The following is a 16426-nucleotide window of genomic DNA, read 5'->3' as shown; positions in this document are numbered from 1 at the left end:
CAAATTGAGGGCGGATATGATCAACAAGATCGTCCAGTCGATCGCCGAATCCCTGGAAGGCGTGAAGGACGGCGCCACCGTGCTGATGGGCGGCTTCGGCGCCGTCGGCCAGCCCGACGAACTCATCGAAGGCCTGCTGGAACAGGGCGCACGCGACCTCACCGTCGTCGCCAACAACGCCGGCGCCGGCAAGGTGGGCTTGGCCCGGCTGATGATGGAAGGCCGCGTCCGGAAGATCATCTGCTCCTTCCCGCGCTCCGCCGGCTCCACCGTCTTCGAGGAGCTCTACCGCGCCGGCAAACTCGAGCTCGAGATCGTCCCGCAAGGCACCCTCGCCGAACGCATGCGCGCCGCCGGCGCCGGCATCCCCGCCTTCTTCACGCCGACAGGCGCCGGCACCAAACTCGCCCAGGGCAAGGAAAGCCGCGTCTTCAACGGCCGCGAACACATCCTTGAACACGCCCTGCCCGGCGACGTCGCCCTGATCGAAGCCTGGCAAGCCGACCGCTGGGGCAACCTGACCTACCGAGAATCCGGCCGGAACTTCAACCCGGTCATGGCCATGGCCGCCACCCTCACCGTGGCCCAAACCCACCACATCCTGGACCTCGGCGAGATCAGCCCCGACCACGTCCACACCCCCGGCATCTTCGTCCAACGCGTCGTCCAGGTGGAACGCGGCGCGCCTTGGGTGTAGCGGTTGGGTGGTTTCGCAGGAGGGGCTCTGCCCCTCCCGCACCCTCCCCGCCAGGAGGCAGTGGCCTCCTGGACCACGGGACCTTGAGGGGAGATGGAGAGGGGCCGGAGCGCCCGCCGATCCAGCGGCCCCGCTGGCCCCTCTCCATCTCCCCTCATGAATCGAAGGGTTCCAAGGGGCCACTGCCCCTTGGCAGGGGGTGCAGGGGGACAGCGTCCCCCTGCGAATCATCCAGCGCAACCCAAAGGGCACGCGCGTGTCCTCTGGACGATCCGATTGGAGGCGAGCTGATGGCGGGTGTGACGCGGCAGGGGATGGCGGCGCGGGTGGCGCGGGACATTCCGGAGGGGTGGTTTGTCAATCTCGGGATCGGGATTCCGACCATGGTGGCGGATCATGTGCCGGTGGAGCGGGAGGTGATCCTGCATTCCGAGAATGGCATTTTGGGGATGGGTCCGGCGCCGGAGCCGGGCAAGGGGAATGCCTGGCTGGTGAATGCCGGCAAGCAGCAGGTCACGCTGCGGCCGGGGGGCAGCTTTTTCCATCACGCGGACAGTTTCGGGATGATTCGGGGCGGGCACATCGATTTGTGCGTGCTGGGGGCGTTCGAGGTCGCGTCGAATGGCGACATCGCGAATTGGGCGACGAGCGAGAATGACTCGGCGCCGGCGGTGGGTGGCGCGATGGACCTCGCCGCGGGGGCCAAGCGGCTGTGGGTGGTGATGGACCACACGACGAAGGATGGCCGGCCGAAGCTGGTGGAGAGCTGCGGCTATCCGCTGACGGCGCCGGGGGCGGTGCAGCGGGTCTATACCAACCTGGCCGTTGTGGATGTGGTGCAGGGCCGCGGCTTCGTGCTGCGGGAGATCCTGGCGGAGGGCATGTCCTTCGCGGAGTTGCAGGCGCAGACCGGCGCCGTGCTGCACACCGACGCATGAGCGAGGCTCCGGTGATGCGCGTGGTCCAGGCGCGCGAGGGTGGCGTGCTGACGCTGACGCTGGACAATCCGGCGCGGCGCAATGCCTTGTCCGTGCCGCTGCGGGAGCAGTTGTTCGAGGCGCTGGAGGCGGCGCAGGGCGATGTCTCGGTGCGCGCGGTGGTGGTCACGGGCTCGGGCGGGACCTTCTGCTCGGGTGGCGATATCTCGGGCATGGATGTGCGGGATGCCGAGCAGGGGCGGGAGAGGATGCGGCGCACGCATCGCATCATCCGCCTGATGGTCGGCGGGCGGCTGCCGATCGTGGCGGCCGTCGAGGGGTGGTGCGTGGGCGCCGGGCTCTCGGTGGCCTGTGCGAGCGACACCATCGTGGCCTCGGCCGAGGCGCGCTTCATGGCGGGCTTCAACAAGGTCGGGCTCATGGCCGATCTCGGCCTGCCCTTCACTTTGCCGGCGCGCATCGGCGTGGCGCGCGCGCGGCAGGTGCTTTTCTATGCCGAACCGATGAACGCCGCCGAGGCGGAGCGCATCGGCCTGGTGGATCGCGTGGTGCCGAAGGGCACGGCGCTGGAAGCCGCGCAGGACATCGCGCGCGGCTTGGCCGCCCAGGCCGCCCTGCCGATCGCCCTGACCAAGCGCATGCTGGCCGAGGGGCTGGATGCGGCGCTGGAGCGCGAGCGGGACTGGCAGACCATGTGCTTCCTCTCGGCGGATCATGCCGAGGGGCGGGACGCCTTCATGGCCAAGCGCGAGCCGGTCTTCGGCGGCGGTTGACCGTTTCCCCCTCGCGCCGCAGCCTGATGGCGACGCAAGGGGATGTTCCGCGATGACCGAATACTGGCGCCTGCCGGCCACCGAGATCGCGGCGCTGGTGCGAAGCCGGCAGGTGAGTGCGGCGGAGGTCGCGCGGGACGCGCTGGCGCGGCTCGATGCCGCCAATCCCGCCATCAACGCCGTGGTGGATCACCGGCCGGAGGATGTGCTGGGTCAGGCCGCGGTGATCGACGCGGCGCTGGCGCGCGGCGAGGATCCCGGCCCGATGGCGGGCGTGCCGGTCACCATCAAGGTCAATGTCGACCAGACCGGCTATGCCACGACGAATGGCCTGCGCATCCAGAAGAACCTGGTGGCGAAGCAGGACAATCCGGTGGTGGCGAATTTCCGCAAGGCCGGGGTGGTGCTGCTGGGGCGCACCAATACGCCGGCCTTTTCGCTGCGCTGGTTCTGCCGCAACGGGATCCATGGGCATACGAAGAACCCGCGGGACCCAGGCATCACGCCGGGCGGGTCCTCAGGCGGCGCGGCCGCGGCGGTGGCGGCGGGCATCGGCGCGGTGGGGCATGGCACGGATATCGGCGGCTCCATCCGCTACCCGGCCTATGCCTGCGGCGTGCATGGGCTGCGGCCGACGCTCGGGCGGATTCCGGCCTGGAATGCCTCGGGGGCGGAGCGGCATGTCGGCGGGCAGTTGATGGCTGTCTCCGGCCCCATCGCGCGTACCATCGCCGACCTGCGCCTGTCCTTCGCGGCCATGAGCCAGCGGGATGTGCGGGACCCCTGGTGGGTCGAGGCCGCCCATGCCGGCCCGCCGGTGGAAAAACGCGCCGCGCTCTGCATCCGCCCCGAAGGCCTGGCCACGGTGCCGGAGGTGGAGGCGGCGCTGCGCGATGCCGCCCGGCGGCTGGAAGCGGATGGCTGGGTGGTGGAAGAGGTGGACTGCCCGCCGCTGCGCGAGCCGGCCTCGATCCAGGCCATGCTCTGGCTGGCCGAAAGCCGCCGCGGCGCCAATGCCGCCTATCGGCAGGAGGCCGATCCGGATGCGGATTTCGTACTGGCGCAGATGGAGGCGCTGTGCCCGGAGCCGGACCTCAACGCCTTCATGGACGGGCTGCAGAAGCGGGCGGGCTTCGTCCGCGCCTGGATGGCCTTCTTCGAGCGTTATCCGGTGGCCATCACGCCCGTCTCGGCCGAGCTGCCCTTCCCGGACCAGGACGATGTCAGCAGCCCGGCGCGCTTCCGCCAGGTGATGGAGGCGCAGCTGACCCAGGTGGGCCTGCCGCTGATGGGCCTGCCCGGCCTGGTGGTCACCACCGGCCTGGTCGGCCGCGTGCCGGTGGGCGCTCAGCTTCTGGCCGGCCGCTACCGCGAGGATATTCTGTTCGCTGCCGCCGAGGTGATCGAGGCCGCTGGCGTGCCGGCCAGCCCGGTGGACCCCTTCGCAGGGTAGGCGTCAGGATCGCAGCGGCAGCATCACCGCGGTCAGCCATTCGCTGGGCGGCAGGCTGCGCGGGTCGTTCAGGTAGTCCTCCCGCGCCGGCTGGTCGGCCGGCTCCTCTCCGCTCTGCGGCAGCCATTGCCGGTAGAGCCAGGTATAGGCGCCCTCCAGCTCCGCATAGGGGCCCCTGAAGACCAGCACGGCCAGGCGCGTGGCCGGCAGGTCCAGGATGCGGACCCCCTCGCTGGCTTCCACGCCCGGCGGCACCGTCATCCCGGCCTCGGACCGCAGATCCTTCTCCGGCACCGAATGCGGGTCGTCGTGATACAGCGCGATGAAGCGCGCCTCCGGCGTCATCAGGCCGCGCGCCCCGGCCCAGGCCATCAGCCGGTCATAGACCGTGCCGATCGCCTCATACTTGCCGCGATGCGGCAGGGCCGCCAGGCGCAAGGCGGGCTCCTCGCGGATGGTCACCTCGAACATGCCGGTCTCCTCCGGGGCGGGTGGGGGCAGGGGGGCGCCGATGCCGCCGCCGTCGCGATAGGCGGCGGGCGGCACGCCATAGGCGGCGCGGAAGGCGCGGGTGAAGGCGGCGGCGGAGCCATAGCCGCAGCGCTTCGCCACGGCGGCCACCGGCAGCCCTTGCCGCACCAGCATCGCCGCGGCGCGGGACAGGCGCTCCCGCGCCAGGGTCTCGGCGGGGGTCTCGCCGGTCAGCTCGCGGTAGATGCGGTGGAAGTGGAAGGGGCTGAAGGCGGCGGCCTCGGCCATCGCCTCCAGGCTCGGCGGCCGCGCCGGATCGGCGGCGATCAGCGCGATGGCGCGGGCGATGCGCCGTCCGTAATCCTGCCGGGTGAGAAGCTTTGCGGCCATGCGGGTTCCCTCTGCGCCAGCATCCTGCCCCAGCGCCGCTTGATCGCGCTTGCGGGCTTCGCCGAACTTGCACCCCGCGCGGCGCGGGCTATGGTCCGGCCAGCATTCGCAGGATCCTTCTACATGTCCGAAAGCTTCGACCTCATCGTCATCGGCGCCGGTCCCGGCGGCTATGTCTGCGCCATCCGCGCGGCGCAGCTCGGCATGAAGGTGGCCTGCGTGGAGAAGCGGGCGACGCTGGGCGGCACCTGCCTGAATGTCGGCTGCATCCCCTCCAAGGCGCTGCTGCATTCCTCCGAGCATTTCGAGGAAACCAAGCACAAGCTGGCCGACCATGGCGTGATCGTCGAAGGCGTGAAGATCGACCTGGCGCGCATGCAGGCCCGCAAGGGCGAGGTCGTCTCCGCCAACGTCAAGGGCGTGGAATTCCTGTTCAAGAAGAACAAGGTGACCTGGCTGAAGGGCGAGGCCTCCATCCCCGCCCCCGGCCAGGTGAAGGTGGGCGAGACCACCTATGCGGCGAAGAACATCGTCATCGCCACGGGCAGCGAAAGCATGCCGCTGGCCGGCGTCGAGGTGGATGAGAAGCAGATCGTCACCTCCACCGGCGCGCTGGAGCTGGAGAAGGTACCCGGCCACCTGGTGGTGATCGGCGGCGGCGTCATCGGGCTGGAACTCGGCAGCGTCTGGCGGCGCCTCGGCGCCGAGGTGACGGTGGTGGAATTCCTCGATCGGCTGGTGCCGACCATGGATGCCGAACTCGGCAAGCAGTTCGAGCGCGTGCTGGCCAAGCAGGGCATCAAGTTCAAGCTGAAGTCCAAGGTCACCGCCGCGCAGAAGGGCAAGGACGGCGTGACGCTCACCATCGAGCCCGCCGCCGGTGGGGCGGCGGAGACGGTGAAGGCCGATGTCGTCCTGCTGGCGATCGGCCGCCGCGCCTATACCGCGGGCCTCGGCCTGGCCGAGATCGGCGTCGCGACGGATGCGCGCGGCCGCGTCGTCACCGACGCGCATTTCGCCACCAATGTCCCGGGCATCTACGCCATCGGCGACGCCATCGCCGGCGCCATGCTGGCGCACAAGGCGGAGGAGGAGGGCGTGGCCGCGGCCGAGATCCTGGCCGGCCAGCATGGCCATGTGAACTACAATGCCATTCCGGGCGTGGTCTACACTTGGCCGGAAGTGGCCAGCATCGGCGAGACCGAGGAGCAGCTGAAGGCTCGCGGCGCCGCCTATAGCGTCGGCAAGTTCCCCTTCACGGCGAATGGCCGGGCCCGCGCCATGGGCGATGTGGACGGCTTCGTGAAGATCCTGGCGGACAAGACCACGGACCGGATCCTCGGCGCGCATATCCTGGGCGCCGATGCCGGCACGCTGATCGCGGAGATCGCGGTGGCCATGGAATTCGGCGCGAGCGCGGAGGATGTGGCCCGCACCAGCCATGCCCATCCCTCGCTGAACGAGGCGGTGAAGGAAGCCGCGCTGGCCGTCGGCGGCCGGGCTTTGCATATTTAGTAGCCCTCAAGCGTAGCCCAGGCACGCCGGAGGCGTGACGGGCGCGGCCTACGGCCGCTTGCCTTGCGCGCCGGTGCACTGGCGCGCGGGTGGGGAGGATGGTTTGGGCGCGGGCCGCATTCGCGGCCTCGGCGCGTGCCGCGCCGCCAGCGTGGGGTGTGTGGGAGCGCTCGACTTGCAGGACGTTCCTGAACCTCCCGGCTGGCCTACCGCGCGGGAGGGGGGCGGCCCCCTTCGCCGCCAGACCGCGGCAGCATGATAAAATACCTGGGGTCGAAGCGCGGGTTGTTGCCGCAGATCCTGCGGGCTGTGGGGGCCGCGGCCGGGGACCGGGCGGTGGTGGCAGATCTGTTCTCCGGCTCCGCCCGCGTCGCCCATGCCCTGAAGGCGGCCGGCTGGCGCGTGGTGGCGAATGACGAGCTGGAATTCGCCCGGACTCTGGCCTGCGGCCTGGTTCAGGCCGATACCGAGCATTGGGGCCGGCGCGCGGAAAAGCTGCTCGCGGATCTGTCGCACCTGCCGCCCGCCCCCGGCTGGTTCACCGCCACCTATGCCGAGACCGCCCGCTACCTGCACCCGGTGAATGCCGCCCGGCTGGAGGCGATGCGGCAGGCGGTGGAGCGGCTGGACCCGGAGCCGGAGCTGCGCGCCGTGCTGCTGACCGCCCTGGTCCAGGCGGCGGACCGGGTCGATAGCTGCGCCGGCCACCAGATGTCCTTCATGCGGGAACTGGCGCCGCGGGCGCTGAAGCCGCTGGCGCTGCGCCTGCCGGAACTGCTGCCGCAGCCTGCCTCCGGCCCCTGCCTGGCCCTGGGGGAGGATGCGCTGGCGCTGGCGGGGTCGATCGATTGCGATGTCGCCTATCTCGACCCGCCTTATGACCAGCACGCCTATCTCTCCAACTACCACCTGTGGGAGACGCTGGTGCGCTGGGACCGGCCGCAGACCTATGGCCGCGCCCAGAAACGGGCGGCCTGCAGGATCCATCGCAGCCCCTTCAACAGCCGCGCCGGCATCGGCCCCGCCTTCGCCCGGCTGATCGGCAGCCTCCGCGCCCGCACCCTGGTGGTCTCCTTCGGCGCCGAGGGTTTTCTCGCGCGGGCGGAGCTGGAGCGGATGCTGGCCGGGCGCGGCTTCCTGCATGTGCTGGAGGTGCCGCACCGCCGCTATGCCGGCACCCGCCTCGGCATCCACAATGCGCGGGGGGAGAAGGTGGGCACGCCGGGCCCGGAGGCGACCATGGAGCGGCTCTATGTCGCCAGCGACCGGCGCCTGGACCTGCCGCGGGACCAGGATTATCGCGCGGTGGCCGTCCGGCTGCCTGAGGCCGTTTGAGGGATGGGCGATGCCGGGCGGCGTTGCATGCCGGCTACGGCAGGACCATCTGCCGCCCATGATGGAATACCGCCCCTCCTTCCGGCGCAAATGCGCCGGCTGGTCGCTGATCGCGATCAGCCCGCTCGGCGGGCTGCTGCCGATCCTGCCCGGCGTGGTGTTCTTCGCCCTCGGGCTTTTCATCCTGCGCCACCAGTATTTCTGGGCGCATCGCGGCCTGGCCTGGGCGGATTCCCGCTGGCCGCAGACGGTGGCGAAGGTGGAGGTGATGGAAACGCGCATGATCCTGCGCGCCGACAGCACCATGCAGCGCCTGCGGGGCGGCTACCGCCGCATCTTCAGGCGCTGAGCGCCGCCCCCAGGTCTGTCACCGTCTCCGGCGCAACCCGTCCGGGCCTGCCACGTTTCCTGTGCAGAAGCCAACAACGCCAGGAGACCTCGATGAACCGACGCAGCCTTTTCCTTGCCGGCGCCATGCTGCTGCCCGCCACCGCCCTGATGGCGCAGGACCGCCCGACCGCGGTGCTGGACCTGCTGAGCAGCACCAGCATCGGCGCCAATGTCTTCGTCGAGCGCGCCACCATCGCCAACAACTTCGAGATCCAGTCGAGCCAGTACCTGCTGGAGAAAAGCACGCATCCGCAGATCCGCCAGTTCGCGCAGGACATGGTCACGGCGCATACCGCCATGTCGACCGAGCTGCGCGCGCTGCCGGAGGCCTCCACCCGCACGCCCGCCACGGGCGACGACCGGATGCAGGCGAAGCTTGCGACGCTGCGCGGCTATGAGGGCGACGAGCTGAACCGCTGGTATGTGCAGATGCAGGTCGAGGCGCATCAGGACGCCGCGACGCTGTACGAATCCTATGCCCAGAACGGCGAGGTTCCGGCGCTGAAGGCCTTCGCCGCCAAGCACCTGCCGGCCATCCGCATGCATCTGCAGCGGGCCCAGGCGCTGCAGGCGCCGCGTCCGCAATAAGGCCGCGGGAAGGGGGCCCCGGCCCCCTCGATCCGCCCCCCGTCAATCGGCGCGGGGATGGGCGGCCCGCCAGGTCTCCAGCAGCGCGGCGGCATCCACGCTTGTGTAGCGCTGCGTGGTGGAAAGGCTGGCATGGCCCAGCAATTCCTGGATCGCGCGCAGATCCGCCCCGCCGCCCAGCAGATGGGTGGCGAAGGAATGGCGCAGCGCATGCGGCGTCGCATGTTCCGGCAGGCCGGCCAGGCGGCGCCAGTTGCGCACCGAACGCTGCGCCACGCCGGGGTCCAGCCGCGCGCCGCGGGCGCCGACGAAAAGCGGCGCCTCCGGCCGCGGATCCGGGTGTTCGGCCAGCCATTCGCCCATCGCCTGGCGCACCGCCGGCAGCACCGGGACAAGCCGCTGCTTGTCGCCCTTGCCGGTGACGCGCAGCGCGCCCTGCTGGCCGGGGCGCGGCGCATCCTGCACATCCAGCGCCAGCGCCTCCGCAATGCGCAGCCCGCAGCCATAGAGCAGGGTGAACAGCGCCACATCCCGCGCCGCCTGCATGCGCGGCTGCTGCGCGCGATCGGGGTCGTGCACCGCGCCGATGCCGGAGGCGACCTCCCGAGCTTCCTCTGCCGAAAGCGCCCGCGGCACCGGCTTGGCGGCACGCGGCCCGCGCAGGCCGGAGATGGCGGTAACCGGCTGCCCGTGCCGCCGCGCCAGGTGCCGCAGGAAGCCGCGCAGCGCGGCCAGCCGCCGGGCGCGGGTGGTGTTGCCATCCCCCTCGCGCGCCCGGAACGCCAGGAAGGCGCGGATATCGGCCGGGCGCAGGGCGCCGAGTGCCGCCACATCCGGCTCCTCCCCCAGATGCCGGGTCAGGAAGCCAAGGAACAGCGACAGGTCGGCCTGGTAGGCCTCCACCGTATGCGGGCTGGCGCGGCGCTCGCTGGCCAGGGTGGCGAGCCAGCCGGCCAGGGCCTGCTCACCCGTCATCGTCAGCGCGACAGCGCCGCGGCCACGGTGCGCCCCAGGAAGGCCAGCGTTGTCGTGGTCTGCCGGGTCGGCAGGGCCGCGGCCTCCCGCGCGCCGAGGGCGAGCAGGCAGGGCGTGCCGCAGGTCAGCGGCACCCGCACCAGGGCGTCGCGCGAAACCAGGCCGGCGGCCTCGGCATGCAGCATCAGGGCCTCGGTGACCTCCGTCCGCACTCGCGCATCCCGCCCGCGGCCGACGAGGCGGGAAACGGCGCCGGCGGGCAGGGGCAGGATGCCGGCGCGGCGGAAGCCGGCGAAGCTGCGGTCGGCGGTCCGGCTGGCGGGCAGCGGGGCGGGTTCCATCAGCAGGGTGCAGCTTTCCACCCGCATCAGCGCGGGCAGTTCCTGGCTCACCGTCTCCACCACGTCGCGGGCGCGCATCAGGGCCAGCACGGCGAGGCGCACGCGCATCACCAGCGTGGCGCCGGCGCGGCCATCCTCGATGGCCGCCTGCACCTCGGCCTCCAGCGCGCGGGTGCGGGCGCGTTCGGCCAGGATCATGGCCGCCATGTGGTCGGTCAGGTTGTCCCCATGCAGGCGCCGCGGCGGCAGCAGGGTGCGGTAGAGCTCCGGCCGGTGGAGCAGGAAATCCGGGTGGTCGCGCAGATACGCCGCGACCTCCTCGGCCGTCGGATCGAGTCCACAGTCGAGGATGGTCGCGGCGTTCTGGCTCACAGGATGCTTTGCCCCGTCTTGGCCCAGTCGGCGAGGAAGGCGGACAGACCGCTATCGGTCAGCGGGTGCTTCAGCAACTGGCGGATCACCGCCGGCGGCAGGGTGGCCACATGGGCGCCGAGCTTGGCCGACTGCACCAGGTGGACGGGATGGCGGACGGAGGCCACCAGCACCTCGGTCTTGATGCCCGGGTAGTTGCGGTAGATCTGGACGATGTCGCCGATCAGCGTCATGCCGTCATGGGCGATGTCGTCCAGCCGCCCGACGAAGGGGGAGATGAAGGCCGCGCCGGCCTTGGCCGCCAGCAGGGCCTGGGCGGCGGAGAAGCACAGCGTGACATTGACCGGCGTGCCTTCCTGCGACAGGGCGCGGCAGGTGCGTAGCCCGGCCTCCGTCAGCGGCACCTTCACGGCGACGTTCTTGGCGATGCCGCGCAGGTACTTGCCCTCGGCCAGCATGCCGGCGAAATCGGTGGCGGTGACCTCGGCGCTGACCGGGCCCTCGGTGATGGCGCAGATCTCGGCGATCACCTCCGACATCTTGCGTCCGGACTTGGCGATCAGGCTCGGGTTGGTGGTGACGCCATCGACCAGGCCGGATTCCGCCAGGGCCCGGATCTCGGCCACATCGGCGGTATCCACGAAGAATTTCATCAGGCTCGGTTCCCTTGTCGGCGGCGCGTGCGAAACAGGCTTCGCAATCACATTCCGCGACAGTTTGTTTCGGTTTCGTTCGTCTCGGAGCTTATAGCATGCGCCCGCCCGGGTGGAAGTCGTCGGAGTCGAACCAACCATCAGGCGTGGCTTCCAGGCCACGAATCCGTGTGCTGCTGCCCCTTCCCCTGGCGGCCGGGGCCTATGACTACCGCATTCCGCAGGGCCTGGCGGTGGAGCCCGGCGATTTCGTGGTGGTGCCGCTGGGCGGGCGGCAGCTGGTGGGGGTGGCCTGGGACGGGGTGGCGGACCCTGACCTGCCGGAGAAGAAGCTGCGCGACGTGCTGGGCGTGATGGATGCGCCGCCGATGACGGAGACGCTGCGCCGCTTCGTCACCTGGGTCGCCGCCTATACGCTGAGCCCGCCCGGCGCCGTGCTGCGCATGGCCATGAGCAGCCCGGGCGGGCTGGAACCGCCGCCGGCCCGCGCCGGCTGGCAGCTTTCCAACGCCGAACCGCCCAGGCGCGTGACGCCCGGCCGCGCCCGGGTGCTGGCGGTGCTGCGGCCGGGGGAGGTACGCATGGGCGCGGAAATCGCCGCCGCCGCCGGGGTTTCCCCCGCCGTGGTGCGCGGCCTGGCCGATGCCGGGATGCTGGTGCCGGCGCTGCTGCCCGAGGGCGCCGCCTTCGCCCCACCCGATCCGGACCATCCCGGCCCGGTGCTCGGCGCGGAACAGGCGGCGGCGGCGGCGGCGCTGCGGGCGCAGGTGGAGGCGCGGGAATTCGGCGTGACCTTGCTGACCGGCGTCACCGGCTCCGGCAAGACCGAGGTCTATCTGGATGCCGTGGCCGAATGCCTGCGCCAGGGCCGCCAGGCACTGGTGCTGCTGCCGGAGATTGCCCTTTCGGCCCAGTGGCTGGAGCGTTTCCGCAAGCGTTTCGGGGTGGACCCGGCGCTGTGGCACTCCGAACTGGGCGCCAAGACCCGGGCAAAGACCTGGCGGGCGGTGGCGGAGGGGGGTGTGGGCGTGCTGGTCGGCGCACGCTCCGCCCTGTTCCTGCCCTTCCCCGATCTCGGCCTGATCGTGGTGGATGAGGAGCACGAGACCGCCTTCAAGCAGGAGGAAGGCGTGGTCTATCACGCCCGCGACATGGCCGTGGTGCGCGCCCGGCTGGCCCAGGCGAGCGTGGTGCTGGTTTCCGCCACACCCTCGCTCGAGACCCTGACCAATGTGGAATCCGGCCGCTACCGCCACCTCGACCTGCCCGAGCGCCACGGCGCCGCCGGCATGGCGGTGGTGGAGGCGTTGGACCTGCGCAAGACACCGCCCGAGCGCGGCCGCTTCCTGGCGCCGCCGCTGGTGGAGGCGATCCGGGACACGCTGGCGCGGGGGGAGCAGGCGATGCTCTTCCTCAACCGCCGCGGCTACGCGCCGCTGACCCTCTGTCGCGCCTGCGGCCACCGCATGCGCTGCCCGAACTGCACCGCCTGGCTGGTGGAGCACCGCGCCCAGAAACGCCTGCAATGCCACCATTGCGGCCATGCCGAGCCGATCCCGCCCATCTGCCCCGAATGCAGCGCGCCCGGCACACTGACCCCCGTGGGGCCGGGGGTGGAGCGGGTGGTGGAGGAAGCCACCGCGCTGTTCCCCGATGCCCGCCGCATCGTCATGGCCAGCGACACCATCCCCGGCCCGGCCGCGGCCGCGGCGGCGGCGGCGGCGATCTCGGACCGGCAGGTGGACCTCATCATCGGCACCCAGATTGTCGCCAAGGGCTGGCATTTTCCGGGGCTGACGCTGGTGGGGGTGGTGGATGCCGACCTCGGCCTGGCCGGCGGCGACCTGCGGGCGGCGGAGCGCACGCTGCAACTGCTGCACCAGGTGGCGGGTCGGGCCGGGCGGGCGGAGGCGCCGGGGCGGGTGCTGATGCAGACCTTCAACCCGGACCACCCGGTGATGCAGGCCCTCGTCTCCGGCGATTTCGACGCATTCATGCAAGCCGAGGCCGAGGGACGCCGGCCCGGGCATTGGCCGCCCTTCGGCCGGCTGGCGGCGCTGGTGGTGAGTTCGGAGGATGAGCGGGAGGCCGACCGCGCCGCCCGCGACCTGGGCCTGGCGGCGCCGCGAGGCGAGGGGGTGGAGGTTTTGGGGCCGGCGCCGGCGCCGCTCGCGCTACTTCGCGGCCGTCACCGGCGGCGGCTGCTGCTGAAGGCCCGGAAAGATGTGCAAGTGCAGCCGCTGATCCGGGAGTGGCTGGACCGGGTGGTGCTGCCGAACTCCGTTCGGGTCCAGGTGGATGTGGACCCGGTGGGGTTCATGTAGCTCACCCCCGCCGGCGCAGCGCGTCCTCGACCAGCTGCCGGTCGCGCGCCTCGCTGCGGCGGCCGTGCACCACGGCCAGCGCCCAGATCACCGCAATGCCCCAGGCCGCCTGGCCGGCGACGAAGGGCAGCAGGATGAACAGCAGGCCGCCGATCCACAGCAGCCCGTTGAACACGGCCTGGAAGGGCTTGCCGGCGAACAGGATCGCCAGCGGCGGGACGAGCAAGGCGAGGAGGTATTGCATGATGGCCATGATATCGCCCTGCCACCCCCCTGGTTCAATCGGTGGCGCCGATCACGCGGCCGTTGCCATCTCGACCAGCGAAGGGGGGCGCACCACGCGGCCTTCCATCGCCTCCACCCGCCGCACGCCGATGATCTGGCCGAGATTGCCCGCCACCAGATGCACCATGCAGAGCGGCATGGCCTGCAGCGCCACCTCCGCGCGGATCAGCTCCCCCTCCCGCGAGGCCCGCACGACATCGGGGATCAGGTCGCGCTTGGCAAAGGGCTCCAGGATGCGCGGCAGCAGGCCGGGCTCGGCATCGGCCGTGACGGTGAAACGCGCCGCGCAAAGCGGCTCGGGATCGTAGAAGGACATCTTTAGAAAACTCCGGATCGGGCTGGCGAAGAACCGTGCAGGCACCCGGCCGCGCATGCGCCCATCCCCCCGCGGGGGGATCGGGTCAGGCGGCCGGGCCGGTAATTCGGCCCGTGAGGATCCGGAAGGTCGTCACGCCTTCGCTTTAGCGCCTTCCTGGCCCTCGGGGAAGTCCTCCGCGGGGTGGCGGGCCTGCTGGCGGTCGATGACCAGCTTCTGGTGCGGATAGGGGATCTCGATGCCCAGCTGGTCGAAGCGCTGCTTGATGCGGCGGTTGAACTCACGGCCGATGCTCCAGCGCGCCATCGGCTCGCCCTTGATGCGGGCGCGGATCAGCACGCCGGAATCAGCCAGCCGCTCGACGCCCAGCACCTCCAGCTCGTCGCGCACGATCGGGGCGAATTTCGGATCGGCGCGGATATCGGCCGCCACCTCCTTCATCACCTCCACAACCCGGTCGGTGTCCTCGCCATAGCCGACGCTGACATCGAGCACGGCGAAGGAGAAGTCGCGCGTCATGTTGGTCACCGTGGTGACGGCGCTGAAGGGGATGATGTGGATCGAGCCGTCCTGCGCCCGCAGCTTGATGGAGCGGATGGACAGCTGTTCCACCACCCCCGAAAGCCCGCCCACCGAGACCACGTCGCCCACCGCCACGGCATCCTCGAACAGCAGGAAGATGCCGGTGATGACGTCCCGCACCAGGGTCTGGGACCCGAAGCCGATGGCCAGGCCGATGACACCGGCACCGGCGATCAGGGGTGCCACGTTGATGCCGATCTCGGTCAGCACGTTCAGCGCCACGAAGACCAGGATGGTGCCGGACAGCAGGGTGCGCAGCATCGGCATCAGCGTCCGCACCCGCGCCGATCGCGCCGCCTGCGCGTCCCGCGACAGGCGCACCAGGTAGCGCTGGATGGCGGCATTGGCCACTTCCCAGACCGTGACCGCCACCGCGACGGTCAGCCCGATCGAGACCAGGGAGGCCAGCAGCCGGGCGCCGAGCTGGCCGCGGCGGAACCAGGCGAAGGCCGAGACGCCCCAGGCTTCCAGCAGGAACAGCAGGGTGACGATCATGATCAGAGCGCTGAGGATGCCCTTCAGCACCGGCACGTAGCGATTGGCCCGCGCTTCCAGCCCCGGATAGCGGCGCGCCAGGTCCGGCCCGATGCTGAAGCCGCGCGTGATGGCCCGCCGCGCCAGCTCATCCACCAGCTTGGCGATGCCGAAGATGGCCAGCGTGACCAGGGACACGCGCAGCAGCCGTTCGAAGCCGTCGCGCACCTCCAGCGCCCAGACGCCCCAGAGCGCGATCAGCCAAAGGATGGCGAGGACGTGCCAGACCTCCGCCAGGCGGTCGCGCAGCATGCGCAGCAGGCGCCGCATGCGGTCCGGCTGGTCGCCGGGCTTCAGCTCGGGCGCGCGCAGAAGGTCGGCCATGGCGGCGCGGTTCTGCAGGATGACGATGATCAGCAGCAGGGAGACGATCAGCGCCGAAAGCCGCAGCACGCCGTCATAGGCGGCCCAGGGCAGGCCGAATTGCAGCCCGGCCTCGGCCACCGCGAAGCCGGCGATGGCCACCGCCACGATGCGCCGGACCCAGACGGTGACATAGGCCGCCGTCTCGTCCTGGCAGGGCACCAGGCGCAGATGGCTCGACGCCGGGGAGAACAGCATGCGCGACAGCGCCATGATGGCGCGCAGCGCCAGATAGGCATTGTTCGCCAGCAGCAGGACCAGTTCCGTGGTCGGCAGCGGCCGCACCGCGCTGATCATGCCGTAGGAGATGACGGCGAAGGCGGCCAGCGGCACCAGGTCCAGGATCAGGCGGGCCAGCACCAGCGGTACCCGGCGCATCCAGGTCCAGGCATCGCCGTTCTCTGGCGCCAGGGCATCGAGCCTGTCCGACCAGCGCCGCAGGCCGCGCCGCGTCAGCCATTCGGCCAGCAGGCCGGCGGCGAAGAGCAGGGCCAGTTTCCAGGCGGCATCGATGACGCGGGTCTGGGTGACCGGGTCGCGCGCGAAGTCCGACGCCCAGCGGGCGAGGGAGGGCAGGTCGGTCGCCGCCTCCGCCGCCGCCACCAGGCTTTCGGAGAAGCTCTGCAGCCGCTGGGAGGCACCGGTCAGCAGCTGCGCGCCGAGCGTATTGGGCGCCAGCAGATCCGCGGCAGGGGCGGCGGCCGGCGGGGCGGCATCCGGCGCGGGCGCGGCGGCGGGCGCGGGGGCGGCAGGGGCGGGGGTGGCGGGCGCCGTGCCGCTGGCGGCGGGGGGCGCGGCGCTGCGCTGGGCGGCCAGCAGCGTCTCCAGGTTGCGCAGCAGATCGGCCCGTGCGGCGTCATTGCGCAGCGTGGACAGCAGCCGCTCCAGTTCCGACGGGGCGGGGGCGGCGGCAGGTGTCGCGGCGGGTGTCGCAGCCCGGGGGGCGGCGGGTGCGGCCGTCTGGCCGAAGGCGGTGCCGCCGAACAGCAGCACCAGGACCGGCAGGAGATGGAGGAGATGGCGCATGCGGGGCGTGATCCCCCTGCGTCTGCCGAAGGTCAACCCTGAAGGCCCGGGCGCGCCTCCGCGCTCCCGCCATGTTGCAGCGCAGCGCATCCCGGCCGAGGATGC

General features: G+C 71.3%; 16 protein-coding genes. 9 read left to right on the top strand and 7 right to left on the bottom strand.

Features of this window, described 5'->3' with window-relative positions; genetic code table 11:
- The first annotated feature begins 16 nt into the window (after positions 1–16).
- From J3S20_RS21975 to J3S20_RS21960, 4 genes are all read left to right on the top strand, one after another.
- Positions 17–697, top strand: coding sequence for a 3-oxoacid CoA-transferase subunit A (locus tag J3S20_RS21975; protein ID WP_216838699.1), 681 nt, complete (start codon positions 17–19; stop codon positions 695–697).
- Between the two features lie 290 nt (positions 698–987).
- The gene (locus J3S20_RS21970; protein ID WP_216838698.1) at positions 988–1635 is read left to right on the top strand and encodes a 3-oxoacid CoA-transferase subunit B; all 648 of its coding nucleotides are present in this window, start codon (positions 988–990) and stop codon (positions 1633–1635) included.
- Positions 1632–2408 carry an enoyl-CoA hydratase/isomerase family protein gene (locus J3S20_RS21965; protein ID WP_216838697.1) on the top strand — a complete coding sequence of 259 codons (777 nt, stop codon included), beginning with the start codon at positions 1632–1634 and terminating at the stop codon, positions 2406–2408. The genes J3S20_RS21970 and J3S20_RS21965 overlap by 4 nt, the downstream gene beginning before the upstream one ends.
- 52 nt (positions 2409–2460) lie before the next feature.
- On the top strand, positions 2461–3861 hold the full coding sequence (locus J3S20_RS21960) for an amidase family protein (RefSeq protein WP_216838696.1): 1401 nt from the start codon (positions 2461–2463) through the stop codon (positions 3859–3861).
- Positions 3862–3864: 3 nt separating this feature from the next.
- On the opposite strand, the gene J3S20_RS21955 is transcribed toward J3S20_RS21960, so the two are convergent.
- Positions 3865–4722, bottom strand: a complete 858-nt coding sequence (locus tag J3S20_RS21955) for an AraC family transcriptional regulator (RefSeq protein ID WP_216838695.1) — start codon at positions 4720–4722, stop codon at positions 3865–3867.
- 90 nt (positions 4723–4812) lie between these two features.
- Here J3S20_RS21955 and lpdA point away from each other — a divergent pair, with 90 nt between their 5' ends.
- The 4 genes from lpdA to J3S20_RS21935 all read left to right on the top strand — a co-directional run bounded on the left by lpdA (position 4813) and on the right by J3S20_RS21935 (position 8550).
- On the top strand, positions 4813–6237 hold the full coding sequence (gene lpdA / locus J3S20_RS21950) for a dihydrolipoyl dehydrogenase (RefSeq protein WP_379793697.1): 1425 nt from the start codon (positions 4813–4815) through the stop codon (positions 6235–6237).
- A gap of 255 nt (positions 6238–6492) precedes the next feature.
- Positions 6493–7572 (top strand): DNA adenine methylase, encoded by a 1080-nt coding sequence (locus tag J3S20_RS21945; RefSeq protein ID WP_216838693.1) that lies wholly within the window; start codon positions 6493–6495, stop codon positions 7570–7572.
- Between the two features lie 58 nt (positions 7573–7630).
- The gene (locus tag J3S20_RS21940) at positions 7631–7921 is read left to right on the top strand and encodes a hypothetical protein (protein WP_216838692.1); all 291 of its coding nucleotides are present in this window, start codon (positions 7631–7633) and stop codon (positions 7919–7921) included.
- A gap of 92 nt (positions 7922–8013) precedes the next feature.
- Complete coding sequence (locus tag J3S20_RS21935) at positions 8014–8550, top strand: DUF4142 domain-containing protein (RefSeq protein WP_216838691.1); 537 nt, start codon at positions 8014–8016, stop codon at positions 8548–8550.
- Between the two features lie 42 nt (positions 8551–8592).
- Here J3S20_RS21935 and J3S20_RS21930 read toward each other — a convergent pair whose 3' ends face one another.
- Genes J3S20_RS21930 through fsa form a run of 3 tightly spaced genes read right to left on the bottom strand, consistent with a single transcriptional unit; the run spans position 8593 to position 10891 of the window.
- On the bottom strand, positions 8593–9525 hold the full coding sequence (locus J3S20_RS21930) for a tyrosine recombinase XerC (protein WP_216838690.1): 933 nt from the start codon (positions 9523–9525) through the stop codon (positions 8593–8595).
- Between the two features lie 2 nt (positions 9526–9527).
- The gene (locus J3S20_RS21925) at positions 9528–10238 is read right to left on the bottom strand and encodes a DUF484 family protein (protein WP_216838689.1); all 711 of its coding nucleotides are present in this window, start codon (positions 10236–10238) and stop codon (positions 9528–9530) included.
- Entirely contained in the window at positions 10235–10891 is a 657-nt protein-coding gene (fsa, locus tag J3S20_RS21920) for a fructose-6-phosphate aldolase (protein WP_216838688.1), read from the bottom strand. Before fsa ends, J3S20_RS21925 begins: the two co-directional genes overlap by 4 nt.
- 98 nt (positions 10892–10989) lie before the next feature.
- Here fsa and J3S20_RS21915 point away from each other — a divergent pair, with 98 nt between their 5' ends.
- Entirely contained in the window at positions 10990–13215 is a 2226-nt protein-coding gene (locus J3S20_RS21915; RefSeq protein WP_216838687.1) for a primosomal protein N', read from the top strand.
- Position 13216: 1 nt separating this feature from the next.
- On the opposite strand, the gene J3S20_RS21910 is transcribed toward J3S20_RS21915, so the two are convergent.
- The 3 genes from J3S20_RS21910 to J3S20_RS30935 form a co-directional block, all read right to left on the bottom strand.
- A complete protein-coding gene (locus tag J3S20_RS21910; RefSeq protein ID WP_216838686.1) occupies positions 13217–13468 on the bottom strand; it encodes a hypothetical protein in 252 nt (83 codons plus the stop codon).
- A 42-nt stretch (positions 13469–13510) separates the two neighbouring features.
- Positions 13511–13816 carry a hypothetical protein gene (locus tag J3S20_RS21905; protein WP_216838685.1) on the bottom strand — a complete coding sequence of 102 codons (306 nt, stop codon included), beginning with the start codon at positions 13814–13816 and terminating at the stop codon, positions 13511–13513.
- Positions 13817–13948: 132 nt separating this feature from the next.
- Complete coding sequence (locus tag J3S20_RS30935) at positions 13949–16321, bottom strand: mechanosensitive ion channel domain-containing protein (RefSeq protein ID WP_216838684.1); 2373 nt, start codon at positions 16319–16321, stop codon at positions 13949–13951.
- Positions 16322–16426: the final 105 nt, after the last annotated feature.

This window comes from Falsiroseomonas tokyonensis, assembly GCF_019024325.1.
Lineage (GTDB): Bacteria > Pseudomonadota > Alphaproteobacteria > Acetobacterales > Acetobacteraceae > Falsiroseomonas > Falsiroseomonas tokyonensis.
This window is presented reverse-complemented; position numbering and strand designations above follow the sequence as displayed.